Annotated in this window: 25 protein-coding genes and 1 tRNA gene; 15 read left to right on the top strand and 11 right to left on the bottom strand. The window is 38.2% G+C overall.

Annotation, left to right across the window (positions count from 1 at the left end):
• Positions 1 to 27: 27 nt before the first annotated feature.
• From G440_RS0106060 to rodA, 5 genes are all read left to right on the top strand, one after another.
• On the top strand, positions 28 to 1,056 hold the full coding sequence (locus G440_RS0106060; protein ID WP_026450488.1) for a rod shape-determining protein: 1,029 nt from the start codon (positions 28 to 30) through the stop codon (positions 1,054 to 1,056).
• 101 nt (positions 1,057 to 1,157) lie between these two features.
• A complete protein-coding gene (gene mreC, locus G440_RS0106055; protein ID WP_026450487.1) occupies positions 1,158 to 1,985 on the top strand; it encodes a rod shape-determining protein MreC in 828 nt (275 codons plus the stop codon).
• The gene (locus G440_RS0106050; RefSeq protein ID WP_026450486.1) at positions 1,975 to 2,484 is read left to right on the top strand and encodes a hypothetical protein; all 510 of its coding nucleotides are present in this window, start codon (positions 1,975 to 1,977) and stop codon (positions 2,482 to 2,484) included. Before mreC ends, G440_RS0106050 begins: the two co-directional genes overlap by 11 nt.
• Positions 2,481 to 4,349 carry a penicillin-binding protein 2 gene (gene mrdA / locus G440_RS0106045; RefSeq protein WP_026450485.1) on the top strand — a complete coding sequence of 623 codons (1,869 nt, stop codon included), beginning with the start codon at positions 2,481 to 2,483 and terminating at the stop codon, positions 4,347 to 4,349. Before G440_RS0106050 ends, mrdA begins: the two co-directional genes overlap by 4 nt.
• Positions 4,349 to 5,605 carry a rod shape-determining protein RodA gene (rodA, locus tag G440_RS0106040; protein ID WP_026450484.1) on the top strand — a complete coding sequence of 419 codons (1,257 nt, stop codon included), beginning with the start codon at positions 4,349 to 4,351 and terminating at the stop codon, positions 5,603 to 5,605. The genes mrdA and rodA overlap by 1 nt, the downstream gene beginning before the upstream one ends.
• 34 nt (positions 5,606 to 5,639) lie before the next feature.
• On the opposite strand, the gene G440_RS0106035 is transcribed toward rodA, so the two are convergent.
• The 6 genes from G440_RS0106035 to G440_RS0106005 all read right to left on the bottom strand — a co-directional run bounded on the left by G440_RS0106035 (position 5,640) and on the right by G440_RS0106005 (position 11,213).
• The gene (locus G440_RS0106035; RefSeq protein WP_026450483.1) at positions 5,640 to 6,455 is read right to left on the bottom strand and encodes a DNA/RNA non-specific endonuclease; all 816 of its coding nucleotides are present in this window, start codon (positions 6,453 to 6,455) and stop codon (positions 5,640 to 5,642) included.
• Between the two features lie 72 nt (positions 6,456 to 6,527).
• Positions 6,528 to 6,827, bottom strand: coding sequence for a type II toxin-antitoxin system RelE/ParE family toxin (locus G440_RS0106030; RefSeq protein WP_026450482.1), 300 nt, complete (start codon positions 6,825 to 6,827; stop codon positions 6,528 to 6,530).
• Positions 6,824 to 7,069, bottom strand: a complete 246-nt coding sequence (locus G440_RS0106025) for a hypothetical protein (protein ID WP_026450481.1) — start codon at positions 7,067 to 7,069, stop codon at positions 6,824 to 6,826. Before G440_RS0106025 ends, G440_RS0106030 begins: the two co-directional genes overlap by 4 nt.
• A 61-nt stretch (positions 7,070 to 7,130) precedes the next feature.
• On the bottom strand, positions 7,131 to 8,234 hold the full coding sequence (locus G440_RS0106020; protein WP_026450480.1) for an ABC transporter permease: 1,104 nt from the start codon (positions 8,232 to 8,234) through the stop codon (positions 7,131 to 7,133).
• A 349-nt stretch (positions 8,235 to 8,583) separates the two neighbouring features.
• Positions 8,584 to 8,823, bottom strand: coding sequence for a hypothetical protein (locus G440_RS0106010; protein ID WP_026450479.1), 240 nt, complete (start codon positions 8,821 to 8,823; stop codon positions 8,584 to 8,586).
• Positions 8,824 to 9,005: 182 nt separating this feature from the next.
• Complete coding sequence (locus G440_RS0106005; RefSeq protein ID WP_026450478.1) at positions 9,006 to 11,213, bottom strand: carboxy terminal-processing peptidase; 2,208 nt, start codon at positions 11,211 to 11,213, stop codon at positions 9,006 to 9,008.
• Positions 11,214 to 11,400: 187 nt separating this feature from the next.
• Here G440_RS0106005 and surE point away from each other — a divergent pair, with 187 nt between their 5' ends.
• The 3 genes from surE to coaD all read left to right on the top strand — a co-directional run bounded on the left by surE (position 11,401) and on the right by coaD (position 13,200).
• A complete protein-coding gene (surE, locus tag G440_RS0106000) occupies positions 11,401 to 12,201 on the top strand; it encodes a 5'/3'-nucleotidase SurE (RefSeq protein WP_026450477.1) in 801 nt (266 codons plus the stop codon).
• 94 nt (positions 12,202 to 12,295) lie between these two features.
• Entirely contained in the window at positions 12,296 to 12,583 is a 288-nt protein-coding gene (locus G440_RS0105995) for a hypothetical protein (protein WP_026450476.1), read from the top strand.
• Between the two features lie 164 nt (positions 12,584 to 12,747).
• A complete protein-coding gene (coaD, locus tag G440_RS0105990; protein WP_026450475.1) occupies positions 12,748 to 13,200 on the top strand; it encodes a pantetheine-phosphate adenylyltransferase in 453 nt (150 codons plus the stop codon).
• Between the two features lie 74 nt (positions 13,201 to 13,274).
• Here the strand turns inward: coaD and rpsT are convergent, their stop codons facing one another.
• From rpsT to proS, 3 genes are all read right to left on the bottom strand, one after another.
• A complete protein-coding gene (gene rpsT / locus G440_RS0105985; RefSeq protein ID WP_026450474.1) occupies positions 13,275 to 13,526 on the bottom strand; it encodes a 30S ribosomal protein S20 in 252 nt (83 codons plus the stop codon).
• 27 nt (positions 13,527 to 13,553) lie between these two features.
• Positions 13,554 to 13,625 (bottom strand) — tRNA-Glu (locus G440_RS0105980).
• An 80-nt stretch (positions 13,626 to 13,705) separates the two neighbouring features.
• Complete coding sequence (gene proS / locus G440_RS0105975; protein ID WP_026450473.1) at positions 13,706 to 15,181, bottom strand: proline--tRNA ligase; 1,476 nt, start codon at positions 15,179 to 15,181, stop codon at positions 13,706 to 13,708.
• Between the two features lie 72 nt (positions 15,182 to 15,253).
• Here proS and G440_RS0105970 point away from each other — a divergent pair, with 72 nt between their 5' ends.
• The 7 genes from G440_RS0105970 to G440_RS0105940 all read left to right on the top strand — a co-directional run bounded on the left by G440_RS0105970 (position 15,254) and on the right by G440_RS0105940 (position 22,448).
• Positions 15,254 to 16,357 carry a hypothetical protein gene (locus tag G440_RS0105970; RefSeq protein ID WP_157417881.1) on the top strand — a complete coding sequence of 368 codons (1,104 nt, stop codon included), beginning with the start codon at positions 15,254 to 15,256 and terminating at the stop codon, positions 16,355 to 16,357.
• Between the two features lie 169 nt (positions 16,358 to 16,526).
• Positions 16,527 to 18,056, top strand: coding sequence for an OmpP1/FadL family transporter (locus G440_RS0105965; protein ID WP_026450471.1), 1,530 nt, complete (start codon positions 16,527 to 16,529; stop codon positions 18,054 to 18,056).
• A 171-nt stretch (positions 18,057 to 18,227) separates the two neighbouring features.
• On the top strand, positions 18,228 to 18,905 hold the full coding sequence (gene folE / locus G440_RS0105960) for a GTP cyclohydrolase I FolE (protein ID WP_026450470.1): 678 nt from the start codon (positions 18,228 to 18,230) through the stop codon (positions 18,903 to 18,905).
• 51 nt (positions 18,906 to 18,956) lie between these two features.
• Positions 18,957 to 20,438 carry a cysteine--tRNA ligase gene (cysS, locus tag G440_RS0105955; protein ID WP_026450469.1) on the top strand — a complete coding sequence of 494 codons (1,482 nt, stop codon included), beginning with the start codon at positions 18,957 to 18,959 and terminating at the stop codon, positions 20,436 to 20,438.
• 42 nt (positions 20,439 to 20,480) lie between these two features.
• Positions 20,481 to 20,720 carry a membrane protein insertion efficiency factor YidD gene (gene yidD / locus G440_RS0105950; RefSeq protein ID WP_026450468.1) on the top strand — a complete coding sequence of 80 codons (240 nt, stop codon included), beginning with the start codon at positions 20,481 to 20,483 and terminating at the stop codon, positions 20,718 to 20,720.
• 224 nt (positions 20,721 to 20,944) lie between these two features.
• Entirely contained in the window at positions 20,945 to 21,874 is a 930-nt protein-coding gene (lgt, locus tag G440_RS0105945) for a prolipoprotein diacylglyceryl transferase (RefSeq protein WP_026450467.1), read from the top strand.
• A gap of 73 nt (positions 21,875 to 21,947) precedes the next feature.
• Positions 21,948 to 22,448: a DUF192 domain-containing protein gene (locus G440_RS0105940; RefSeq protein WP_026450466.1), complete on the top strand. Its 501-nt coding sequence runs from the start codon at positions 21,948 to 21,950 to the stop codon at positions 22,446 to 22,448.
• A 196-nt stretch (positions 22,449 to 22,644) separates the two neighbouring features.
• Here G440_RS0105940 and secDF read toward each other — a convergent pair whose 3' ends face one another.
• A complete protein-coding gene (secDF, locus tag G440_RS0105935) occupies positions 22,645 to 25,671 on the bottom strand; it encodes a protein translocase subunit SecDF (RefSeq protein WP_026450465.1) in 3,027 nt (1,008 codons plus the stop codon).
• Positions 25,672 to 25,876: 205 nt separating this feature from the next.
• Positions 25,877 to 26,506 (bottom strand): hypothetical protein, encoded by a 630-nt coding sequence (locus tag G440_RS0105930; protein ID WP_157417879.1) that lies wholly within the window; start codon positions 26,504 to 26,506, stop codon positions 25,877 to 25,879.
• Between the last annotated feature and the right edge of the window lie 13 nt (positions 26,507 to 26,519).

Raw genomic sequence — 26,519 nt, 5'->3', positions numbered from 1 at the left:
ACAATCAAACACCACGAACTATAAACTATGGGATTTTTTGACTTCCTGACTGAAGAAATAGCCATTGACCTTGGTACTGCAAATACCCTTATAATCCATAACGACAAAGTTGTGGTGGACGCTCCGTCTATTGTTGCACGCGATCGCACAACGGGAAAAATAATTGCTGTTGGCCGTGAAGCTGCGATGATGCAGGGAAAAACTCACGAAAACATCAAAACGATTCGCCCATTAAAAGACGGTGTAATTGCCGATTTTGATGCGAGCGAAAAGATGATAAACATGTTTATCAGCGACATTCCCGCGCTTAAGAAAAAATGGCTAAAGCCTTCCTTAAGAATGGTTATTTGTATTCCTAGTGGAATTACAGAAGTGGAAATGCGAGCAGTAAAAGAAAGTGCCGAACGCGTTAACGGAAAAGAAGTTTATCTTATCCACGAACCTATGGCTGCGGCAATTGGTATTGGCGTTGACATCATGCAACCGAAAGGAAATATGGTGGTAGATATAGGAGGTGGAACTACGGAAATTGCGGTAATCGCTCTTGGTGGAATTGTCTGTGACAAATCTGTAAAGATTGCGGGAGACGTTTTTACCAATGACATTGTTTATTATATGCGAACCCAACACAACCTGTATGTTGGTGAAAGAACTGCTGAAAAAATTAAAATACAAATCGGTGCTGCTACCGAAGATCTTGAGCTTCCACCAGATGAGATGGACGTACAAGGTCGTGATTTGCTAACTGGAAAACCAAAGCAAGTACAAACATCTTACCGAGAGATTGCAAAGGCGCTGGACAAATCGATTCTTCGTATTGAAGATGCGGTTATGGAAACGCTTTCGCAAACGCCGCCAGAGCTTGCTGCTGACATTTACAACACCGGAATTTACCTTGCAGGTGGTGGTTCTATGCTACGCGGCTTAGATAAAAGACTTTCGCAAAAAACTGACCTTCCAGTTTATATTGCAGAAGATCCGTTGAGAGCAGTAGTTCGTGGTACGGGAATCTGTTTGAAAAATCTAGCCAAATTTAAAAGTGTATTGATAAAATAATTTTCAAAAGAAGTAGTTAAGCAGAAAAACTGAAATAAGACAGTCACCCATGTATGGCGTTGCTCGCATCAGAAAGCAGAATATTTTAACCCCACAAGGCAATGCAACAGATTATATTTTTCTTTATACGGAATAAAAACTTCCTGTTGTTTGCTGTGCTTTTTACTATTTCTGTTGCACTTACCATTCAGACGCACAATTATCACAATGATAAGTTTATCAGTTCGGCAAATTTCGTGACCGGCGGAGTTTATACTTTCAGAAATAATATTACCGATTATTTTGCGCTTAGAACTGAGAATGATGATCTGCTTGAAGAGAATCTACTACTTCGAAAAAAATTAGACCATTTAAAAGATATTGTTGCTGCACCCATTCCCGACAGCACCGTTATTCCTTCAAAATTTGAATATTTCGCAGCAAGGGTAATTAACAATAATTACGCAAATACCAAAAACCAACTAACCCTTGACAAAGGAAGAAATGACGGCCTATCCATTGATTTAGGCGTAATTTCTTCAAAAGGAATTGTAGGTATTTTAAGTGATATCTCTAATAATTACGCAACCGTTCAATCTATTCTGAACACCAAAAGTAGAATTAACGCAAAGCATAAAATTTCAGGACATTTTGGCTCTCTAAAATGGAACACAAAAGATCCAAACGTCGTGCAACTTATTGATATTCCCAGATTAGCAGAAATTGAAAAAGGAGACACTATTGTTACCGGTGGAAGATCTACTATTTTCCCGGAAGGAATATTAATAGGAACCGTGAAAGATTTCCACTTGGATAACGACGACAACTATTATTATGTAAACATTCAGCTTTTTAATGATATGACAAGTTTAGAGCACGTTTATTTAATAGAAAATAACGATGCCCAGGAAATTAAGGAATTAGAAAAACGAGTGGAAGATGAAAAGTAGTGATATCTTCATAAATATGGTCCGGTTTGTGGTGCTGGTATTTATTCAGGTGCTAATACTTAATAATATTAATCTTGCAGGATTTATAAACCCGTATCTATACATCATCTTTATATTGTTATATCCATTGGATGGGAATAAGGGCCTATTAATATTTTTAAGCTTCCTTTTAGGACTTTCGATCGATATATTTGAAGATTCAGGCGGTGTGCATGCGGCGGCTTGTGCGTTTATTGCCTACATAAGACCCGTTATTTTAAAGTATTCCTTTGGAGTTAGTTATGAATACAACAATGTGAAAATAAAAAAAGCAGATCCAATGGAAAGGTTCACCTATATTGCTTCCTTGGTATTTATGCATCATTTTATAATGTTTGCTTTGGAAATTTTTAGTTTCGATCACATACTTCTTCTATTAAAATCCACGTTGTTCTCAGGTATATTTAGCATTGTTTTGATAATATGTACGCTGCTATTGTTTAATAAAAAAGTGAAATGAGAAAAATCATACTTATAGCATTGGTATTGTTTAGCGGTCTTTTGTTTTCCGCTAGGCTCTTCTATCTGCAGGTGTATGACAGCACTTCAGATTCGCTATACCAAAACAGCGCAATCAAGATCATGTATGATTTTCCGCAACGCGGTTATATGTTTGACCGAAATGGCGAATTACTTGTTTCCAACCAGCCGTCTTATGATGTCATGGTCATTCCTAGAGATGTTAAGGAATTGGACACTTTGGAGTTTTGTGGTTTGCTGAAAATCACAAAGGAAGATTTTAAGGAAATTCTTCATAAAGCAAATGTTTATTCGCCTCGACTGCCTTCGGTAGTGTTACCCCAATTGAATAAAGCCGATTACGCTTCTCTTTCTGAAAAGATGTATAAGTACGAAGGCTTTTATATTCAACGCCGCTCCCTACGTGAATATCAAGTAAACCATTCTGCCAACGTCATGGGCTACATTGCCGAAGTGAACAATGCAACCATAGAAAAAGAACCTTATTATCAAATGGGAGAACTTATTGGTACAGCTGGGGTTGAGAAAGAGTATGAAAATGTTCTCCGTGGAAGAAAAGGGGTTAAGTATATTCAAAAAGACCGCTTCAACCGAGACATCGGTCCTTATAAAGATGGGGTTTTCGACACTTTACCTGTAAGAGGAAACGATATCCAATTGACCATTGATGCCGCGCTTCAAAAATACGGCACTGATTTAATGATTCATAAAAGGGGAGGGATTGTAGCCATTGAACCTTCCACAGGAGAAATTCTCGCACTTGTTTCAGCACCAAATTACGACCCTGGATTATTGGTGGGACGAGACCGGTCTAAAAATTTCACTAAGCTGTGGTATGACACTATTTCCAAGCCACTATACGATAGAGGCTTGATGGGGGAATACCCACCGGGATCCCCTTTTAAAACCTTAACCGGGCTTATTGCTTTACAAGATCAAGTAGTAGGAGTTGATGAAACAATTAACTGTCCAGGAGGTTATTACTATAACGGCAGACGATTAATGAAGTGTCACGGAGCTCACGGACCAACTGCGATGGTACATGGAATTGCCCAGTCTTGTAATACATATTTCGCTGCGCTATACCGACGATCTATAGACAAGTATCCTACAGTACAGGAAGGGACTGATCATTGGAAAGCACATTTGGCCAGCTTTGGATTAGGTGATTTTTTGGGTTATGATTTACCGAGTGGCAAGAGAGGATTCATCCCAGACTCAAAGTTTTATAATAAATTTTATAATTACCCCAAATATAAATGGTTTTCTACAGCAACCATCTCAAACTCCATTGGGCAGGGGGAAATTTCCCTTACCCCCATACAAATGGCTAATTTTACCGCTACCATCGCAAACCGAGGCTGGTATTACACGCCGCACATAATTAAAAACATTAAAGGTCCAGACACTATTCCAGAGCCTTTTAAGGTAAAACATCATACCACTGTAGAACCCAAATACTTTGACCCAGTTGTGGAGGGAATGGCAGCTGTTTATAAAGAAGGTACGGCATCCTATATTCGAATACCAGGAATTGAAATATGTGGAAAGACCGGTACAGCCGAAAACTTTACCAGAATTGATGGCAAACGCGTCCAACTTACAGATCACTCCATTTTTGTAGCCTTTGCGCCGAAGGACAATCCGAAAATTGCTATTGCTGTTTTTGTTGAAAACGGCTATTGGGGCTCGCGTTGGGCAGGACGAATTGCAGGTCTTATGATTGAAAAATATCTAAAAGGCGAAATAACCCGCACCGATATGGAAAAATATGTACTCGATGGAAGTTTAGAAGATGAGTACGCCAAACCATACAGTGGTCAACCTTTTCCAATAAATCGATAATGACGGGAAGTAAAAATCACGTACGCTTTGATTGGTTGATCATATTTATTTATATGGCCTTAGTGTCCATGGGGTGGGTTAATATCTATTCCGCTTCATTAAGTGATGCTGCCAAAGGTTTTTTCGACTTTAGCCAAATCTATGGGAAACAGATGATTTGGATAGGCTTAAGCTTAATACTAATTATTTTCGTATTAGCAATTGAGTCTAAGTTTTACGAACGCTTTGCTAGTGTTATTTACATTGCGTCATTAGTTTCACTCTTGGGTCTTTTTGTCTTCGGAAGGACGATTGCCGGAACTACAGCTTGGTATGACTTTGGCGGCTTTAGCATCCAGCCAAGTGAATTTGCCAAAGCTGCTACTGCGCTCGCCCTTGGGAAATACGTGAGTGATATTCAAACGGATATGAAGGACCTAAAGAATCAGGTTGGGGCGTTTATTATTCTTGCACTTCCCGTTCTTTTGATTATTATGCAACCGGATCCCGGAAGTGTTTTGGTTTATGCCGCTTTTGTTTTTCCTCTTTATCGGGAAGGACTTCATGGTGTTTATCTTCTATTAGGACTTTTTACTATCGTTATCTTCGTTTCAACGCTTGCTTTTGGGTCAATCTGGGTGGCTTTGGGAGTTCTATTGATTGCTGGATTTATATTTTTCCGAAGAAGAAAAAAGAGACCCAATATTATAAAGTATGTATTAATCGCAGCCAGCTGTATCGCTTTGACTTTCTCAGTAAGCTATATATTTAATAATGTTTTTAAACAACATCACCGCGACCGCTTTAACATTGTGCTAGGGAAGGAAGTAGACTCCAGAGGCATCGGCTATAATACCCATCAAAGTGAAATTGCCATAAGCAACGGAGGTTGGTTAGGAAAAGGCTGGACAGAAGGAACGCAGACTAAAGGTAACTTCGTGCCCGAACAGCACACAGATTATATTTTTAGTACTGTAGGGGAAGAATGGGGATTTTTAGGCAGTATGCTTGTGGTATTGTTATTTGTTGGTCTTATAATTAGAATAATTTTTAAAGCCGAAAAGCAAAAAACCCAATTCGGAAGGGTTTATGGCTATAGTGTAGCCGCCATAATTTTTATTCATTTTTTCGTTAATATAGGAATGGTGACGGGAGTTTTTCCCACCGTTGGAATCCCGCTTCCCTTCTTTAGCTACGGAGGTTCTGCTTTATGGGGCTTTACTATTTTATTGTTTATTTTCGTAAAACTGGACGGCGCGAATTATCATTATACGTAGGAACAGGTCGGTACAGACAGGTCGCGACCTGTCCCTACTTCCTTCCCCAAGCCTTTAAATCAATCATCCGTTCCATTTTGTCTTCAACAGAGTCCGGCAGATGTGGAAAAAAATCGATTCCGGTTTTTGCCTCAATTTCGTCTATTGAAACTGCATATTCATAAAAAGATTTATCTGAAGGTTTATTCGGAATTAAAAATGCGATGGCTTTATGATTCCCATCGGTAACATCTACAACAATTTTATAAAATTCATTGGGAACTGAAACATTCTCATAGCCTATGCTTTTCATGTTTCCTTTTAAAACGCCTCCCGTCACTACATAAACTCCATCGTATTTATCTGCCCAAAAACGAACTTTCTGCTCTAATCTGTTCCAGATGCCGGCATTAAATTCGCGATCCTGCGGACTAATATTACTCGTTAAAAAGGTTTCATTGTAGGCTTCATAAGAATATTTTCGATCGCCTGCAGGGCACAAATGACCACGGTCGTATCCCGAATTTTTATAATTCCGCCAATCTGCAGATTTGGTTGACACACTTTTATCCTCATTAAAATACGGTCGTTCAAATTTATTTCGGGAGAGATCGCTATTCTTTAATTCATACGCCACCCATTCTGCCTGTTCGTGCTTTTCTGAATAAGAAAGCGTATAGGCGCCATGAGTTATGATGGCGCCAGTAGTAGAAATTGGCAAAAAAGAATCATCAAATTCTTCGGAATAAACCCGTTCAGAATTTGACGTTTTAGCTGATGAATTGGTATCCTTCTCGAAATAGTCTTCGGAATAATAGAGTCCAATGGTTACTAAAATGATTACTAGGGGATAAATGTATTTTCGGTTCATCTTTCGAAATATAGAATGAGGCTAATTACTTATAAATACTACCTTTTAATGAAGACAGATTAAAACACGTACTTATAAATATATCTCAAGCCCCTTTGGATCTTTAGTGTTGTTCCAAAACAATTGAATATCAATTCGATTTTTTTCCTCGAAAACCTCGTGAAAAACGGTAGTCTGTTTTGACAACACAAACATTCTAATCTGCCTCTTCTCAGATGGTTTACCCATGAATGGATTTGAAGCGAGAGCTTTCTCAAACGCCTCAACCAAATCAACAAATTTCATCGCCTCCTCTGCATTCCATTTTCTGAGTATAAAATCGATCTCATCCCTGAAAGTTAAATCAGCCAAAGTTGTCCAGTGGATTTTCATTTAAAATCCATTATTTTCTTTCGCGCCCTCTCTATTACTGTATCATGAGGAATAATTTGGTCATTGGCGCTCTGGGCCCTACTTTTCATAATTAACATTTGTACCTGTTCTGGCAGATCATCCCAAAAATCAGTGATTTCGATTTCGTGCTTAAAAAAATATTCAGCTCTTTCTATTTCCTCAACTGTTGAAATACCCATACATTTCTCAATCAACTTATATTTTCTCTCTGTAATATCCATCTTCAACTACTTTTAAATGTATCTCAAATATACAAATAGTTTGGCGAAATTTCTCCACCAATTAATTCCGCACATCCATCGCATCCCGTAGCGCATTCCCTATTAACATAAAAGCTGTTACAAGGCTCATAATCGCCAAGCCCGGAATTAATGCCAGAAACGGCTTCCCTAGAATAATATATGCGTAGTGATCTTTGATGATTCCTCCCCAACTTGGCATTGGGGGTTGGGCACCAATTCCTAAAAATGACAACCCACTTTCAATAAGAATAGCTCCCGCAAAATTGGCGGCAGAGATAATAATTACTGGCGCCATACTATTAGGCAAGATATGTTTTACGATTATTCTAAAATCATTAAACCCCAAAGCTCTTGCCGCGGTAACGTATTGCATCTGTTTTACGCCCATAACCTGCCCACGAACCACGCGCGCAACCTCCACCCACATAGTGAGCCCGACAGCGATAAAAACCTGCCAGAAGCCCTTGCCGAGCGCTAAAGTAATGGCTATTACCAAAAGCAATGTCGGGATGGACCAAGTAACGTTTATAAGCCACATTATTGCAGCATCCACTTTCCCTCCGTAATAACCCGCAATTGCCCCCATGGTAACACCAATTATCAAAGAGATAAAAACAGCAACAAAGCCGATAGCTAATGAAATTCGGATCCCAATCAGCATTCTGCTCAACAGATCGCGGCCGTATTTATCCGTTCCGAGCAGGAATGTTTTTTCAGAAATATATTTTTTAGAAATTTCACTTGCAGAAGTAACATCTGGGAAAAGTGCAAGTTTATAATCTTTTTGAAGGCCTTCAGCCGCATCGGAAGTGTATTCGGTGATTTCAATGGAATTATTTTTCAAAGTGAAATTTGAAATAGGTATTTCTGAATCGGCATTCTTTTTTCCGAAGAAGAAAACTGAAAATGGATTCTGGTCTTCCACCGCTGCAGGAATCGATAACATTTTTACAGAAAAACCAGGGTTTTTGGAATGTATGGAAAGATGCATTTGATTCGCATTCTGAGAATTATCAGGAGCCAAAGCATACGCAAAAATGGCAAGAAGCACACATAGAATCAAATACCCGAAACTAAAAACGCCCCAAAAGTTCTTTTTAAATTTCTGGAGCGCAATCTTTGATAAGGAGGTGGATTTTTTCACGCTTCAAATTTACTGAAAAATCTAGTGGAAGTGGATTAAAAATACCTTGCAGGTTAGATTACAGCTTATATTTATTTGAATTTTGACTGGTATCAAAAACCATTAAAATATAAAAAATCAGCACTTGAAGATATTTTATAATGCTCTTTAACTACTCGTCTATACGGTTCGCCCAATATCTCATCAGACTGCCATTGCTAGTTAAAAACAGTTTCTGAAATAGCTTTATGTATTTCCAATTGGACTTTTTTGGCGTATTCCGCGGAAAAATTTTCTTTATTGAATCTATAAATTCGTCTTAAATCTTCTTTTGCTATATTATCCCAGACAATCTTTCCAATTCTTGTCATTACCAGGTTCCCATTTCCTCTAGCAACTGGTCGTGATCGGTAAATTCGCCTGCTTCAATTCTAGCTTCTGCTTCCAAAAGTTTCTGCTTGTATTGCTCTTTTGTCAACATATTTCCTATTACGGTTTTACAGACAATTGTCGATGAATTATTTCTTATATCATCTACTTCAGCTAAAATCTCTTCTTCAGTTTCCAAAATCCATTTTGCAAGCTCTATTCTTTTGGCCTCGATATTCATTAGATTAAAATGTTTACAGTTTGACTATAATTGCATTAATTCAAGTAAAGTTACAAAATATTATTTTTTTGACCTATCTAAAAAAACCTGCAAGGTTTTCCTCTTCCAATGGACGAGTAAAAACCTTGCAGGTCAAGTATTATTATGTAACTCCTCTTCCTTTAGTGAGGAAATGTGAATACTTAGTTTTTTAGATCAGCCACTTTTTTGGCCTTAATATTATTGAGTTTTAAGTCTTCAAGCACGTGGATCGCTTCTTCAACATAAATATCCTTGCTCAAATTTTTATGCCATCTTTTACGCTTTTCAGATAAAGTGGTGTCCTGTTTCATTAAAGCCACTTCATAAGGCAATGATTCAAAAGTTAAATGGTTGTCATATTTATCTATGGAGTCAAAGCGTTTCGTTTCTATTTTGCGCTCTTCAATTTCGGCTGCATAGGCATCGTAATTTAAATTAACTTTCTTTTCATCTCTTCGCGTTTTTATCCACTTGGCATTGTCGTCAATTAACTGTAGCTCTTTATTTTTAGCCATGCGCTCCTTACTATTTTTAATGGTTTCTTCATAATCAATATAACCATCCCAAACCTTGTATTTAGCGGCATCTATTTTATCATAGGGCAATGGATTTGGATAATCTCTTTCACCTATATCAATATAGCTATAACGAGCTGGCATAACCACATCGCTCTTTACCCCTTCCAATTGCGTAGAACCTCCATTGACGCGATAGAATTTCTGCGAGGTCAATTTTAATGCTCCTAAATCGCCTAAATCACTATTCTGCAACCATTGGTTTAAATCTATTACATTTTGTACGGTTCCTTTTCCGTAGGTTTGTTTGCTACCTATAATAATGGCGCGTTCATAATCTTGCATCGCGGCAGCCAAAATCTCAGATGCGGAAGCTGAAAGCTCGTTGACCAAAATCACTAAGGGTCCGTCCCAAACTATCTCACTATCTCTATCCTCCAAGACTTCTTTATTTCCGGCAGAAGCCACTTGCACAACGGGGCCTTTCTTTATGAAAAGACCAGCAATATCAACGGCCGTTCGTAAAGAACCGCCACCATTACCACGAAGATCTACAACAAGGCCTTTCATACCTTCTTTCTTTAAACGGACAATTTCCTTTTTAACATCAGTCGCGGCATTGCGCTCCTTATAATTGTCCATATCAAAATAGAACTGGGGCAGATTTATAAGTCCGAACTTGCGCCCGTCTTTCTCCACAATGGAAGATTTGGCGTATGTCTCTTCTAATTCAACTACATCACGGGTTAATACTTTATCTGAAACGGTACCATCTACGTTTTTAATAGTAAGGGTAACTTTGGTTCCTTTGGGCCCTTTTATCAGTTTAACAGCGTCATCAATGCGCATTCCAACAATGCTAACAGCGTCTTGATCACCTTCCTGCTTCACCTTCAAAATAGCATCACCAACTTCAATTTTCTCGCTTCTCCAAGCTGGTCCGCCGCTTATTACATCAATTACGGTAATATAATCGTTCTTTTTTTGAAGCCTTGCTCCTATCCCTTCCAACTTTCCTGACATCTGCAGATCGAATCTGTCTTTGTCTGGTGGTGCGAAATAATTGCTATGTGGATCGTATTCCTCAACAATGGTATTTAAGTAAATGGAGAAATAATCTTTACGTTCCAAATCCTTTGTGAAATCAAAGTATTCATCCAAAGAAGTTTTGGTGGTTTCGCGGGCTTTCTTCTCTAATTCTGCCAAAGACTTCGGCTCGAAAGGTTCTTCTTCTTTAGCAGATTTCTCTTTCTTCTTTTTTGAAAAATCAGCATCCTCATCATCAGAATCTTCTTTAGGGGTAGTAATTCCTTTTTCTTTATTTTTTTGATCCTCCACTAAGTCATAGTAGCCTGAAAGTGTTGAAAACTTCAATTGTTGCTGCCAGCGCGCTTTCAAATCTTTCATCGATCCCGCATAAGCGAGCTTATCATAATCTACATTGATACTATCTTTCTTTGTAAAATCAAATGGCTGACTTAGCACTTCAGGATAAATTTTTTGAACATCATCCATTCGCTCGCGGAAACGGTTGTAAACTAAATCGAAGAAAGTAAGGTCTTTTTCCTTTATTTGATCGTCGATTTCTGTTTTGTACTTACTGAATTCAGCTATATCTGATGCTAAAAAGTAGCGTTTCAAAGGATCGAGACCATTTATAAAATTTTCGTAAACTTCAGTCGAAAACTCATCGTTTAAATCTTTAGGATCGTAATGTCCTTTCTGAAGTACGTAAGTAATTAAATCTAAAAGAAGCTTGTCTTTATCTGGATCGTTAAATTCCTTGGTAGTAAAACTGCAAGAAGCCACAGAAACGAAAACCGCCAAAAACAAAACTTTAAAATTCTTCCTCATTATCCGCATGGTATAGGTATTAAATATGAATGCTCTAAATTATACAAAAAACCGTGCCACAAAAGGAATCCGATACTAATTTTTTGTTAAACAGGTTTTTCCCGAACCCCAAGCAGAATTCAATCAACGAATGCTGTCTCTACAAGTGGAATAAATGTATTTTTGCTGTTCAAAAACGCAATCAATTATGGCAAAAAAGAGACCTTTAATTTTGGTAATAAACGATGATGGAATAAACGCTCCGGGAATTCGTGCTCTAATTCAAGTGATGAACACTATAGGCGATGTTTGCGTGGTGGCTCCAGATTCTCCACAAAGCGGAATGGGCCACGCCATAACCATAAATGATGCCTTGTATTGCAATAGTATAAAAGTGACAAATGGCGATCCGCATCAAGAGTTTAGCTGTAGCGGCACCCCTGTAGATTGCGTAAAAATAGCGGTAAATGAAATTTTAAAACGCAAACCAGACCTTTGTGTTAGCGGTATAAACCACGGTAGTAATTCATCCATTAACGTTATTTACAGCGGTACCATGAGCGCGGCGGTTGAAGCGGGAACTCATGGGATTCCAGCAATTGGCTTTTCACTTTTAGATTATTCGCAGGATGCAGATTTTGAGCCTTCTAAAAAGTATGTCAAGATAATCACCGAAGAAGTGCTTAAAAATGGGCTGCAAACAGGAGTGGTTTTAAATGTGAATATCCCAAAGCTATCCGAATCAGAAATAAAAGGGATAAAAGTTGCCCGACAAGCCGATGCACATTGGGAAGAAAAATTTGATAAGCGAACCAATCCTGTAGGCCGTGACTATTACTGGCTAACGGGTGAATTCGTCAATAAAGACAAAGGAGAAGATACCGACGAATGGGCGCTTTACAACGGCTTTGTATCAGTAGTTCCTGTTCAATTTGACTTGACTGCGCATCACGCAATAAAGGAACTAAACTCGTGGGATTTTCCCCCTAACCCCCAAAGGGAGAAGTAACGAAGGGTTAGAGTTAACGCTTGCTACATTTAAACAAACAAAACCCCACAACTGATAACTCATAACTCATAACTCATAACTGACAACAAAATAAATGAAACCACACGTAAGAGAAATATTGCTTGGACTGTTAATAGGTTTAGCAGCAAATTTGGCAGGAACTTATTTATACATATTCTTCTTCTCCGATTTTGGATTAAAGGAAACCTTAATAGGTGCTCTTGAAAACGATATTCTCGGAAGTCTGATTGCCTTAGGCGCCATTCTAAACTTGATTGTCTTTTTTATTTTTATAAAAAAGAATGAAATTTATCGAGCCAGAGGGGTGGTTTTGGCTACAATAATCGCAGCATTAGCAATCCTGATTTCAAAATTTTATTAATAAGAAGGAGTTTTCCCTAGAACTGAGTAACTTAGGAGGCAGATTCAATGTTCAATGTTCAATGTTCAATGCTCAATGCTAAATGCTAAATGTTCAATTTTGATTAGCTCTGATTATTGGCTTCAGCATCTTAAACTAAATATCAAACCATAAATAACAATAAAATGAGACGCGCTGTTTTTCCTGGAACTTTTGATCCAATCACCTTAGGCCACATAGATATCATTAATCGTGCACTTCCGCTGTTTGACGAATTGATTATTGCCATTGGAGTAAATGCCGATAAAAGAACCATGTTTTCCTTAGAAGAACGCATTGCCTTCATTGAAAAATCTTTTGAAGGAAATTTCAAGGTTAAAATAAAAAGTTACTCTGGACTCACTGCAAAGTTTTGTGTTGCTGAAAAAGCACAATTTATAGTCCGTGGACTGCGCAACACAACCGACTTAAATTATGAGCAACCAATAGCCCAAACCAATTATAAACTAGCAAAGATTGAAAGTGTTTTCTTAATCTGCTCTCCCGAGGTTTCAAATATATCTTCTACTATCGTGAGAGACGTCATGAGGAATGACGGGGATTTTTCAAGCTTGGTTCCTGCTTCGGTAAAACAATAATTACATCAAGATGGAACAACGAAAAAACCCTCTCAGTTTCCTGAAAGGGTTCTTTAAATTTTTAAGTAAAGAACTTATAGCGCTGCTACGTGTTTCGCCATATTCGATTTTAGGTTGGAAGCCTTATTCGTGTGAATAACGTTCTTCTTCGCCAATTTATCGATCATAGAAACAACCGTAGGAAACATAGCTTCAGCCTCTTTCTTATCAGTAAGTTCTTGAAACTTCTTCATAACATTACGGGCAGTTTTGTGTTGGTAACGATTACGCAAGCGCTTTGCCTCGTTGCTTCTAATTCTCTTTAATGCTGACTTGTGATTTGCCATTGTGTTTTTATTAAATTCTAACTTTTGTAGTCCGTAGGGGAATCGAACCCCTGTTACCAGGATGAAAACCTGGCGTCCTAACCCCTAGACGAACGGACCATTTTATTTCTTAAATGCGGATGCAAAAATACAACTATTTTTGAATGTTCCAAATCCTAATTGAACTTTTTCTAAAAAATTTAATAAGCTCTCGCAAAAAGGACTTTTTCAGAAGAAGGTTTTCCAGTAACCATGCAGCTTCCCGCCACTTTTTCAACATCCAATGGAATACACCTAATTGTTGCTTTTGTTTCATTTTTAATTTTCTCTTCGGTTTCTACCGTTCCGTCCCAATGGGCTAAAATAAACCCACCTTTAGCGTCTAAAACTTCCTTAAACTCTTCATACGTAGAAACTTCAGTAGTATATTCGGTTCTATAATCCACCGCTTTCTTATAAAGATTGTCTTGAATCTCATCCATCAAGGCAACAATCTTTTCTACTACTTCCTCATTCTTTATAAACTCTTTTTGGAGCGTATCTCTTCTGGCGAGCTCTACCGTACCCTTTTCAACATCTTTTGGTCCAATAGCGATTCGAACAGGAACCCCCTTTAATTCATACTCATTGAACTTCCAGCCCGGCTTTTGGGTGTCGCGGTTGTCATACTTCACTCGAATACCCTTAGATCGCAATTCCTTCATCAAGTCTTTGGCTATTTTATCTACCGCCTCAAATTCTTCATCTTTTCTATAGATAGGAACGATTACAACTTGATCTGGCGCCAAATTTGGAGGTAGAACCAATCCTTTGTCATCACTATGGGTCATGACCAAGGCGCCCATCAATCTTGTGGAAACTCCCCAAGAGGTTGCCCAAACATAATCTAAAGTACCATCTTTGGCTGCAAATTTGACATCAAAAGCCTTTGCAAAATTCTGACCCAAAAAGTGAGATGTGCCAGCCTGCAAGGCTTTTCCATCCTGCATTAAAGCTTCTATACAATAAGTTTCCAAAGCTCCGGCGAAACGCTCACTTTCAGTTTTGGTTCCTCTTACAACTGGAATCGCCATATAGTTCTCCGCAAAATCTGAATAAACATTCATCATTTGCTCTGCTTCTGCAATTGCTTCGTCTTTGGTTGCGTGAGCCGTGTGGCCCTCCTGCCATAAAAATTCAGCGGTACGCAAAAACAGACGCGTTCTCATTTCCCATCGCACCACATTTGCCCATTGATTGATTAAAAGTGGCAAATCGCGGTAAGATTGGATCCATTTTCTATAAGTGTCCCAAATAATGGTTTCAGAAGTAGGGCGCACAATCAGCTCCTCTTCCAATTTGGCATCTGGATCTACAATGATTCCGCTACCATCCTCGGCATTTTTAAGTCTATAATGTGTAACTACGGCACATTCTTTAGCAAAACCATCTACATGGCTCGCCTCCTTACTGAAATAAGATTTTGGAATAAACAAAGGGAAATATGCGTTTTGATGCCCAGTTTCCTTAAACATCCTATCGAGTTCTGCCTGCATACGCTCCCAGATGGCATATCCATAAGGCTTGATAACCATACAGCCACGCACCCCTGAGTTTTCAGCCAAGTCTGCTTTGATAACCAGCTCATTATACCATTTGGAGTAATCTTCCTCCCTAGTTGTTAAATTCTTCGCCATAGCCCAGTTTGTGGCACAAAAGTTGTACCTATGTTAAATGATTAGTTAGTTCCGGCAAAACTACTTATTTTTATGAAGTTCAACAATAAAATTACCACAGATATGTTCACTCCAAATTTTAATATAAAACGTTTAATCCCTTTAACAATACTGGGTGCTTTCACCCTTTTGCTAGCATCTTGTGGAACACAGAAAAACGGATATTCTCAAAACGACGGCATTTATTCTTCCGGTAATTATTCAAATGCGGAAGAAACCTACAGCAATACTGAAAACTCCAATGATAAATCGAATTACTATAAGCAGTATTTCGAATCTAAGGTTAACGACTATTCTGATCTACCTGAAGAAGGTGCTATTTTTACCGATATTGATGCCTATTCAACCACGGAAAGCTTAGATGATGAAGGAAATATAGTTATCGAACAAAATAACTATAGCGACGAAGAAGGCTATGGCCCTTGGGGTAGCAATGGTGAAGAAGTGACCGTAAACATCTACAATTACGGAGGCTACGGCTACGGATTCTACCACAGACCTTATTGGTATGGTGGCTATTGGGGATCTCCTTATTACGGATACAACAGACCTTATTGGGGTATAAGCTACGGTTGGGGCTATCCTTATTATGGCTATGGTTATGGCTACAGCTATCCATATTACGGATATAATAGCTATAATCCATATTATAATTATAATTCCTATTACGGTAATTACCACAACAATGTTACCTATAATAGAGGAAGACGAAACACAGATTACAATCGAAGTCAAGCAAGAGGACGATCGAATAATGTTTCAACTAGAAACTCCTCATACAGCCGTTCTGAAACAACACGTCGCGTAAACAGAAATAATGTACGTGCTAATAACAATACAACACGTTCAAACAACAATGTTAGAACCACGCGTTCAAATTCTAATAATACAAATAGTACGATAAGAAATACGCGTTCGAATACTTCAAGAAACACACGCTCTAACAATACTCGAAATAACAACTATTCCTCACCGCCGGTAAGAAGTAATTCTAACAGTACGAGAAGTAATAGCAATTACTCAACACCAACCAGAAGCAGCAACTCAAGCTCAATTAGAAGTTCTGGTAGTGGTGGACGCTCTAGCGGCGGAAACGTAAGAAGTAGCGGAGGCCGAGGTCGTGGTGGTCGTGGATAAAATTAAACCCAATAATTTTTATGAACTCTAAATATGAATGCCCATTAAACATTTCTTATCAAGATAGAAATGCTTAGAATGGGCATTCCTCTTGCTTATAAAAACGCATTCAATTTATCCAGATATAACCAAATTGAAAATATTGTCAATACTTAATTATTTTAGTCAGATGAAAAGAATATCATTCCTTATTATAGCCTTCTTCACCATATCAATCTCCCAAGCCCAAAACACAACTGACGCATTGCGTTATAGCACAACAGACAATACCGGCACTGCTCGTTTTGTAGCTTTAAGCGGTGCCATGGGTGCTTTAGGAGGAGATTTTTCGGCAACGCAACTAAATCCAGCTGGAGGCGCCGTTTTTCTAAACTCTAATTTGACGCTATCTGGTTCTTTACTGCATTTAAAAAACGAAACCAATTATTTCAATAATTCAGAAAAAAGTACTTCTGATGATTTCACATTAAATCAAATAGGCGGCGTTTTCGTCATCAATAATTCAAACGAAAGTTCAGCCTTTAAAAAATTTAACATCGGTATAAATTACAACACAACGAAAAACCTAAATAATAGCATGTTTATTGCCGGAACGGGAAACACGTCTATTGGCGATTTCTTCTTGGAACAAGCGCAAGGGATTCCACTGGATCTTTTAAACCTTCAGTCCGGTGAATCTATAGGAAACCTATACAGCTATCTTGGACGGAACCAAGGCACCACAGCTCAAAATGCATTTTTGGGTTATCAAGCTTTTCTTTTTGATCCTCTTGACGCAGATGATCCAACAAATACCATCTACACCTCAAATGTTGCGGGCAACAGTTTCAATCAGGAGTATTCATATTTATCCCAGGGATATAACAGTAAGTTTTCAATAAACTTTTCCACGCAGGTAACCGATAATTATTACTTCGGAGTTAATATAAACACCCATACTATCAATTTCGATCAAAGTTCGTTCTTACTTGAAAGAAACAACAATTCCGGCTCCATGGTTCAAGGGGTAGGTTTTGGAAACAACCTCTCCGTAAATGGCGCAGGAATTTCCGCTCAAATAGGAGCTATTGCTAAAGTAGCGAACAACATTCGTCTTGGATTGAGTTTTGAAACCCCGACCTGGTATCAGATATCTGAAGAAACCACGCAATACCTTGAAAGTCGCCGTATAGTTAATGGACAAGACCAATATACAGTTGTTGATCCTAGAGTACTGAATGTGTACGAAGACTACAATCTTAGCACTCCAGCAAATGTTACGGCAAGTGCTGCATATATTTTTGGTCAAGATGGTCTAATCAGTTTTGATTACTCCTATAAGAACTATTCTTCCATTAAATACAGCACCATTGACGATTATCAAGATACATACTTCAGCAATCTGAACAACCAAATAGACAATACACTAAAAGGGACTTCAACATTTAATGCGGGTGCCGAATACCGCATCAGTCAATTAAGTCTTCGCGGTGGTTTCCACTTTGAAGAGAGCCCTTATAAGAATACAGATATAATTGGAGACCGCATTGGTTTTTCTTTGGGAGCAGGTTATAATGTAGGAAGCTATAATGTTGATCTTGCATATTCCAGATCGGAACAAGAACGAAACCAACAACTTTACTCCGTTGGCTTAACCGATACGGCTAAGATAAATTCAGTTTACAACAATGTTGTATTATCTCTGGGCTTCAACTTTTAATCAACATATAATTGTTCAATACTATATTCTGGGCAAAAGTAGCGATTGGTGCATTAAGAAAAGATTATGAAGTTCTACCATTGAAGCAGTTAAAATAAGAACCTTCCATTTTTCATTCCCAAATGCTATTGCGTATCTTTGCAGCCCTATTAGAAAAGATATTTTTACTCAATGGATTTAGAAAAACAAATTAAAGAGATAGAGGCCATGGGAAATGACCATATCGGCAGCGCCACAGAAACCCCGATGCGTACTGATGCATTTGAACTGAGCGACATCGAAAAAATTGCCAGTATTAAGAAAGACGTCCAAAATATAATGAAAACTTTGGGGCTTGATTTAACTGATGACAGCCTTAAAGGCACCCCAACTCGCGTGGCAAAAATGTTTGTACAGGAGATTTTTTCGGGACTTGACCCAGAAAAAAAACCAAAGGCAAGCACTTTTGAAAATAAATACAAATATCAGGAAATGCTTGTAGAAAAGAATATTACCCTCTACTCTACTTGCGAACACCACTTACTTCCCATTGTAGGAAAAGCGCATATTGCGTATATCTCAAATGGCACTGTGGTTGGACTTTCCAAAATGAACCGGATAGTTGATTACTATGCAAAACGACCACAAGTCCAGGAACGTCTCACCATTCAAATAGTGAAAGAACTACAAAAAGTCCTAAACACTGATGATGTAGCCTGTGTAGTTGATGCAAAACACCTTTGCGTAAACTCACGCGGAATTCGTGATATTGACAGCAGCACCGTAACTAGTGAATTTGGTGGCGCCTTTAAAAAACCTGAAGTGAGAAGAGAGTTTTTGGATTATATAAAGCTGGACACGAACTTCTAGGAAGAAATTTCAAATTAAAAGCACCAAATTCCAAACCTGAAACCTGAAACTTTGAAACATCAAGATCTCCATATTTACAATTCGCTCACCAAAAGCAAAGAAAAATTCACGCCTATCCATGAGGGCGCAATCGGAATGTATGTTTGTGGACCAACGGTTTACAGTAACGTACATTTGGGAAATTGCCGTACTTTTCTTTCTTTCGATTTGGTTTTTAGATATTTAAAGCATTTGGGTTATAAAGTGCGTTATGTTCGTAATATTACGGATGCTGGACATTTGGAAAACGACGGAGAAAGTGGTGATGACCCAATTTTAAAAAAAGCACGACTTGAGCAATTGGAACCTATGGAAGTGGTCCAGAAATACACAGTCGACTTTCATACGGTCATGGCGAAATTCAACGCGTTGCCACCAAGTATTGAACCTACCGCCACTGGGCATATTTACGAACAGATCGCTATTATTGAAAAAATTATAGCCGAAGGCTTTGCTTACCAAAAAAATGGTTCTGTCTATTTTGATGTTATGAAGTTCAACGAGACCAATAACTACGGAATTTTGAGCGGTAGAAACCTTGAAGATATGATATCCAATACACGGGAACTTGCGGCACAAACCGACAAGAAAAATCCGCAGGATTTTGCACTTTGGAAAAAAGCCGAACCACAGCACATTATGCGCTGGCCATCACCTTGGAGTGAAGGTTTTCCAGGTTGGCATTTGGAATGTACTGCTATGAGTACAAAATATTTGGGCAACAATTTCGATATTCACGGCGGCGGAATGGATCTTAAATTTCCACATCACGAATGTGAGATTGCACAGGCTGAGGCTTGCAACCACACTTCGCCAGTTAATTATTGGATGCATACCAATATGCTTACACTTAACGGTAAAAAAATGTCGAAGTCTACCGGGAATTTTATTCTTCCAAATGATATGTTTACAGGTGAGAATGATGTTCTAAGCAAACCCTTTTCTCCTACGGTTATCAAATTTTTCATGTACCAAGCCCATTACGGAAGTATTCTCGACTTTAGTAGCGAGGCTTTGGAAGCTTCCGAAAAAGGCTATAACCGATTGATGGATGCGCATAGAGTTTTAGATGAAGCACCTACTTCTGCAAAAAGCAGCATTGACATTGAAAGCTGGAGAAATTCTTGTTATGAAGCCATGAACGACGATTTTAACAGTCCGATATTGATAGCACATCTGTTTGAAAGTGTAAAGTTTGTAAACGCTTTAAACGAAGGAAAAGAAACCATATCTAAAAAAGATTTGGAGATTTTCAAAAAAACAATGGACGACTTTCTTTTTGATGTTTTAGGCTTACAGGATAATGCTTCGGAAGGATCTCAGGATAGCGAAAAACTTTCCGCAGCCATTGAACTTCTTATTCAGTTGAGAAACCAAGCTCGCGCAGATAAAGATTTTGCGATGAGCGATAAAATACGCGATGAACTTGCAGCAAAAGGAATTCAGTTGAAAGACGGGAAAGACGGAACTACTTTTTCTTTGAGCTCCCTTTAGTCACAAAGAGGTGTTGATGATGAATTTGCTCGCTGTAACTCTATGAAAAAAGTTTTTACATATCCGTTTATTTTACTCATTAGAGGGTATCAGACTCTTATTTCACCCTTGCTACCTTCCAGTTGTAGATACACACCCACTTGTTCGCATTACGCGGTGAAAGCATTACAAACGCACGGATTGCTAAAAGGGGGTTGGCTTGCAGCAAAACGAATAGCCAGCTGTAATCCTTGGGGTGGTTCTGGTTATGATCCCGTTCCGCCTAAAAAAAATAATAATTGATCTTGAAAACGATTTTAAACAATTTGATCTAAGACATATAACGAAAATCTTTAGGATATCAGTCATTCAATTCCGAACAACTATCATTCCTTTTTTAGTCCTAAGTCTTACCGTCCTACGTCCATTTTTTACGCATCAATGACCAATCATCAAAGAATTAAATATATGTTGCACAATACTTTTTCGCTTTTGTTATCTTTACGCGGCGCAATAAAACCTTCAATATGCACTATTTAAGTTTTACCTGGAATCCTTCCGAAGGAATTGATCTTGGCTTTTTTATGATCCGTTACTACAGCCTGATGTTTGTGGTAGCCTTTACTTTAGGCTGGATTCTCACTAAAAAGATTTATGAACGCGAAGGCTTATCCCAGGAAAAGCTGGACAGTCTTTTTATCTATATGGTAGTTGCTACCTTAGCTGGCGCCAGATTGGGGCATGTTATTTTTTATCAACCCGAACTTTTTGTAGAAGATCCACTTTCCGTATTTCTTCCTATAAGTACAGTTCCGGAATTTGAGTTTACAGGCTTTCAAGGTTTGGCAAGTCACGGGGCGGCAATCGGGATCCTTATTGCCATGTATTTTTACACTAAAAATGTTATTAAAAAACCATTTTTGTGGATCATGGATCGTATTGTAATTGCGGTGGCAGCAGGTGGAATTTTCGTTCGAATCGGGAATTTTATGAATTCTGAAATCATCGGTAAGCCTTGTGGCGATTTTCCTTTGGGGGTTCGCTTTTTGCACGAAGGCATTAGACCACAAGAAGCCGTTAACGCAACTGGGATTCAACCCGCAAGTAAAGCTTATGACGCAATTGCGCATAACCCTCAGTTTTCCGAATTACTTCAATCCATTCCTTTTCGTCATCCAGCACAATTGTATGAAGCTGCAGGATATGTGATTGTATTTTTGGTATGTTGGTATCTATATTGGAAAACAGAACGCAGAAAACAAATTGGTTATATTTTTGGGGTATTCTTGATACTTCTTTTTATGGTGCGTTTCTTGGTGGAATTTGTAAAGATGAGCCAAGGAGGCTTTGAATCTGCTCTCGGCTTATTATCGACAGGACAGTGGTTAAGTGTTCCTTTCATAATAGCGGGAATCTATATTATGTGGAAAGCTTCAAAAAAACCGATTACTGATTAATAAAATCACCACGAATTCACGAATAATTATTTAGAAAATAATTGTGTATTCGAGGTGTTTAATATTTCTTCAAATGAAAAAAATACTTATATCAGCAGCACTTTTTGCTTCTATGTTAAGTTTCTACAATTGTAAAGACGCAACGACTTCAGAAAGTAAAAACCTTACCCAAGAGATTACTTTTACAAAAGACGGGGAGCTTAGCTTATTAAAAGCTCAAACCGACTCCATAATTACTACGCTTGATATTGAAATTGCCGATGACGAATATAAAACCCAAACGGGACTAATGTATCGTCATAATATGGCACCTAATCACGGAATGCTTTTTATTTTTCCAAGGGAACAGCCGCGATCTTTTTATATGAAGAACACGGAAATTCCTTTAGATATCATCTATTTAAATTCAAAAAAAGAAATAACAAGCATTCAGAAAAACGCCAAAGCTTTTGATGAAACCTCACTCCCATCAGAAGCACCTTCGCAATATGTGCTAGAAGTAAATGCAGGCCTGTCTGATACTTGGAATCTTGAGAAAGGTGATATGATGAAATTTAGTCGCGATAATAAATAACGCCTACTTAAATAAGCTTAGCAATTGATTAATTCTTGCAAAGTATAGCGCAATATGGAGTTGAGATTTTTTAATCGATAAGCTTTACACTTTTCATATTACATCAAGCACATTTTTTATTTAGTGCTTACTACAAATAAAAAGACCTTTCCAACTTAATGGAAAGGTCTTTTTTATTACTTAAGAAAGGAGAAGCTTAGGCCTCTAAAACCGGTTCCTCTTCTTTCTTTTTAACTAGATCTTCAACCTTTTTACGTTTCACACTGTCATACATAAGTGGCGTTGCAATAAACAATGATGAATAGGTACCCACAAAGATACCTACGATAATAGCAAATAGCAATCCGCGTATAGACTCTGCTCCAAAGAAGAACATACACAACAATACCACAAGAGTTGTAAATGAAGTATTCAAGGTTCTTCCTAATGTACTATTCAAGGCAACGTCAACAATTTTACCCATTTTCCAGTTTGGATGCTCTCCAAAGTACTCACGAATACGGTCAAATACAATAACCGTATCATTCAGAGAGTAACCCACCACCGTAAGGATGGCCGCAATAAACGCTTGGTCAATCTCCATGCTGAAAGGCATAAATCTATAGGTTAGTGAGAAAATACCAAGAACAATCAACACATCGTGAAAAATTGCCGCAACAGCCCCAAGACCAAACTGCCATTTTCTAAAACGCAACAAGATGTAAAGAAACATCACTAACAATGCTCCAAGTACAGCCCAGAAGGAATCCTTCTTAATATTATCTGCAATAGTTGGACTCACTTTATACGATTCCATTCTACCAATAGTCTTACCCTCACTATCACCTACAAACTCTTCATAGGTCATATCTGCCGGCATCTCCTTTTTCACGGTTTCGAACAACATATGCTCTATTTCGTTATCCACGTCTGTTCCAGTTTCTTCAACCTTATATTTGGTTGTTATCTTTAACTGATTATCTCCACCATAAGTCTTAGCTTCGGCACTTCCAAAGGTCTTAATAAGATCGTCTTGAATTTCAGCCGAGTTTACATCTTTCGCGAAACGAACGGTATAAGTACGCCCACCAACAAAATCAACACCTTGGTTTAAACCAATGGTAAATAAAGATGTAAGACTTACCAAAATCATGATAGCAGAAAAGATATAAGCAATCTTACGCTTTTTCAGGAACTGGATATGCACATCGGTGAAAAGATTTTTCGTCAATGAAGTAGAACAAGGCAATGCCTTACCGTTTTTGGTATAACTATCAATAAACAGTCTTGTAATGAAAATGGAAGTAAATAAAGCAGTTGCGATACCAATTAATAAGGTAGTTGCAAAACCTTGGATTGGTCCAGTTCCAAAAACCAAAAGTATCAAACCGGTAAGACCCGTAGTGATGTTGGCATCAAGAATAGAGGAAAGTGCATTGTTGAAACCATCTTTAATGGCATCTTTCTGTGCCTTACCTTTTGCGAGCTCCTCCTTAATACGCTCAAAGATCAGCACGTTCGCATCCACAGACATACCAATTGTCAATACAATACCGGCAATACCAGGTAGCGTTAGTACCGCACCAAGTCCGGCTAATATTCCGAAGATGAACAAAATGTTTACCATCAAAGCGATATCGGCAAAAATACCTGCTTTTCCGTAGTAGAAGATCATCCATAAAAGTACAATCCCAAGTGCAAGCAAGAAGGACATAACCCCACTATTAATAGCTTCATGACCCAATGTTGGTCCTACAACCTCTCCTTGAAGAATCTCTGCAGAAGCAGGCAATTTACCTGCACGCAAAACATTCGCTAAATCCTGACCTTGTGGTACAGTGAAATTTCCTGAAATTTGGCTTCGTCCACCCGCGATTGGACCAGATGTTACACCTGGAGCAGAATAAACAATATCATCTAGAACAATAGCAATTTGACTTTGATTTTGGTATGCATCACCAGTCATTTGTTCCCAAATTTTAGCACCTTGACCATTCATTTGCATAGAAACCACTACGCGGCTCAAGTTGTCATATTCTTGGCTTGCATCAACAACTACACTCCCTCCTAGTGGTGGAACATTGTCACGGTTTCCTTTCAATGCATATAAAGCAGTTGTTTCTTCTCCGTTCAATTGTGGATTGCTTTCTGGCAATCCCCAAACTAGTTTAGCAAAACGAAGTTCGTTTGGCAACAATGATTTTATTTGAGGATTGCGCAAATAAGCATTGATTGTTGCAGTATCCTTTAATCTAAAAACAGCGATCACAGGACCTCCTTGAGTACCTAATGAAACCATTTTTGAAAGTATTGGGTTCGCCTTATTGTCATCAACAAGAGAATCATTCACATCTTGTCCGCCCAATAGCTTGCTCACGTCATCTTCTTCTGTTTCCGTAGAATCTACCACAGGCTTAGTGGTTTCAGTTTCAGCACCAGCTTTCGCCATTTCTATCTCACCTGCTTTAGTATCGGCAGCTTGAAGGAAACCAGCAACATCTTCAAATTTGTAAACATCCCAGAATTCAAGTTGGGCAGTACTTTGAAGTAACTTCCTAACTCTACTAACATCTTTTGCTCCAGGAAGCTCTACAAGTATTCTTGCTGATTTACCTAAACGTTGAATGTTTGGCTGAGTAACCCCAAATTTATCGATACGTTTTCTTAAAACCTCAAAAGCAGAAGTAATAGACTCGTCAACTTTTCTTTCAATAACTGTTTTAACTTGAGAATTGGTCATTCCCACGTTTATATCATCTTCAAGATTTTTATTGAAGAAGATGTCTGGAGATGCAAGATTATTTTCGCCGGGAATCTCGTCAAATGCCTTGAAAAACAATTCGAGGTAAGTATCTTGACTGTTTTGTTGAAGTTCAGACGCTTTCTCTAAAGCCTGGTTAAAAGCAGGGTCTTTAGTATGGTTTGCAAGTCCTTTCAAGATATCTTTTACAGAAACTTGAAGAATAACGTTAATCCCACCTTTAAGGTCAAGACCTTTATTCAATTCCTTTTCTTGAGCTGTCTTGTAATCTATCCCTAAGAATACTGGGCTTGTAGCTACAGAATCTAAGTAACGTGCTGCCGCGGCTTCCCGTTCGTGGGGCTCATCTTCAGAAAATTTGCTTTGCGCAAATTCCTTAGCATTACCTTCTACCTTGCTGGCAACAAACGTAAAAGAAAGCTGATAAATACTCACCAGTCCAAAGAGGATGGCAAATACAGTAATTAATCCTTTGTTTTGCATGTGTATGTTTTTTGGTCAGATTTTTTTATTAGCCCATATTTTGGGCGCGCAAATATATGATTTACGGTTTAATCTGACAATTTTGATGATTGTTTAAAATTAATTTTTGAAGTGATAGGAATTTCGAAACACAAGTACATCTTTCAATTGAAAAAACAAGTTCGTTTTTATCAATTTTTGACTGATTTTTTTTACTAAAGTTTCGTTAGAAAAATTCCTGGGCAAGAGGCCCCGCCCTAACTTCAGGAATTTTATATGCAGAATTGTTTATTAAAAGCCTTATATCTGGATAGATTTTACAAGCTTCCCTTTTAATCAAATATTTTAAACTAAAAGTCACTTCAGAAGTAGCCAGAGATACTATCGGCTTTAAATATTGATCATTTAAAGACTTAATATCAACAAGGGTACCGTGAAAACCTACATCAGAATTAGGATTCTGCTGAATTTTAATTACATCAAGTTTATAGGTGTTGGAGTTTTTATTAAAAGGTAATTTTGAAGGCCCTTCTTTTTCATTGAAAGCCGTATCCCCAAGTTGAAGTTTGTTTTGATGAAGAAATAAATCCTTTATTACGGCAACATCCTTATCACTAAAGTAAGTTACTTTTAATTTGCCGTTTACAATTTCTGAAACGTGAACATTTTCTATGCCTATAGACTTTAACTGGCTTCGTATATCGGCAATTGCTAGCTGTACCTCATCAGAATTTATAGACGCAGCATTAAACCGAACAACAATCTCCTGATTCGGGTTTGTTGTTGATTGGCCTAGGCTCATGCCAAAAAAAGCAAGCGCAACTATTACTCCGGTAATGTACCATCTCCAGTTCACGCGCCAAATATAG

The organism is Aequorivita capsosiphonis DSM 23843, from assembly GCF_000429125.1.
GTDB lineage: Bacteria > Bacteroidota > Bacteroidia > Flavobacteriales > Flavobacteriaceae > Aequorivita > Aequorivita capsosiphonis.
This window is presented reverse-complemented; position numbering and strand designations above follow the sequence as displayed.

Coding starts and splice junctions, on each gene's coding strand:
- folE (WP_026450470.1), top strand. CDS start 18,228: ATGGATTTAGAAAAACAAATTAAAGAGATAGAGGCCATGGGAAATGAC.
- G440_RS0106060 (WP_026450488.1), top strand. CDS start 28: ATGGGATTTTTTGACTTCCTGACTGAAGAAATAGCCATTGACCTTGGT.
- surE (WP_026450477.1), top strand. CDS start 11,401: ATGGCAAAAAAGAGACCTTTAATTTTGGTAATAAACGATGATGGAATA.
- rpsT (WP_026450474.1), bottom strand. CDS start 13,526: ATGGCAAATCACAAGTCAGCATTAAAGAGAATTAGAAGCAACGAGGCA.
- G440_RS0105940 (WP_026450466.1), top strand. CDS start 21,948: ATGAAAAAAATACTTATATCAGCAGCACTTTTTGCTTCTATGTTAAGT.
- G440_RS0106010 (WP_026450479.1), bottom strand. CDS start 8,823: ATGAATATCGAGGCCAAAAGAATAGAGCTTGCAAAATGGATTTTGGAA.
- G440_RS0106035 (WP_026450483.1), bottom strand. CDS start 6,455: ATGAACCGAAAATACATTTATCCCCTAGTAATCATTTTAGTAACCATT.
- G440_RS0105995 (WP_026450476.1), top strand. CDS start 12,296: ATGAAACCACACGTAAGAGAAATATTGCTTGGACTGTTAATAGGTTTA.
- G440_RS0105965 (WP_026450471.1), top strand. CDS start 16,527: ATGAAAAGAATATCATTCCTTATTATAGCCTTCTTCACCATATCAATC.
- coaD (WP_026450475.1), top strand. CDS start 12,748: ATGAGACGCGCTGTTTTTCCTGGAACTTTTGATCCAATCACCTTAGGC.
- yidD (WP_026450468.1), top strand. CDS start 20,481: ATGAAAAAAGTTTTTACATATCCGTTTATTTTACTCATTAGAGGGTAT.
- G440_RS0106025 (WP_026450481.1), bottom strand. CDS start 7,069: ATGGATATTACAGAGAGAAAATATAAGTTGATTGAGAAATGTATGGGT.
- G440_RS0106030 (WP_026450482.1), bottom strand. CDS start 6,827: ATGAAAATCCACTGGACAACTTTGGCTGATTTAACTTTCAGGGATGAG.
- G440_RS0106050 (WP_026450486.1), top strand. CDS start 1,975: ATGAAAAGTAGTGATATCTTCATAAATATGGTCCGGTTTGTGGTGCTG.
- proS (WP_026450473.1), bottom strand. CDS start 15,181: ATGGCGAAGAATTTAACAACTAGGGAGGAAGATTACTCCAAATGGTAT.
- secDF (WP_026450465.1), bottom strand. CDS start 25,671: ATGCAAAACAAAGGATTAATTACTGTATTTGCCATCCTCTTTGGACTG.
- mreC (WP_026450487.1), top strand. CDS start 1,158: ATGCAACAGATTATATTTTTCTTTATACGGAATAAAAACTTCCTGTTG.
- lgt (WP_026450467.1), top strand. CDS start 20,945: ATGCACTATTTAAGTTTTACCTGGAATCCTTCCGAAGGAATTGATCTT.
- rodA (WP_026450484.1), top strand. CDS start 4,349: ATGACGGGAAGTAAAAATCACGTACGCTTTGATTGGTTGATCATATTT.
- mrdA (WP_026450485.1), top strand. CDS start 2,481: ATGAGAAAAATCATACTTATAGCATTGGTATTGTTTAGCGGTCTTTTG.
- G440_RS0105970 (WP_157417881.1), top strand. CDS start 15,254: ATGAAGTTCAACAATAAAATTACCACAGATATGTTCACTCCAAATTTT.
- G440_RS0106005 (WP_026450478.1), bottom strand. CDS start 11,213: ATGAGGAAGAATTTTAAAGTTTTGTTTTTGGCGGTTTTCGTTTCTGTG.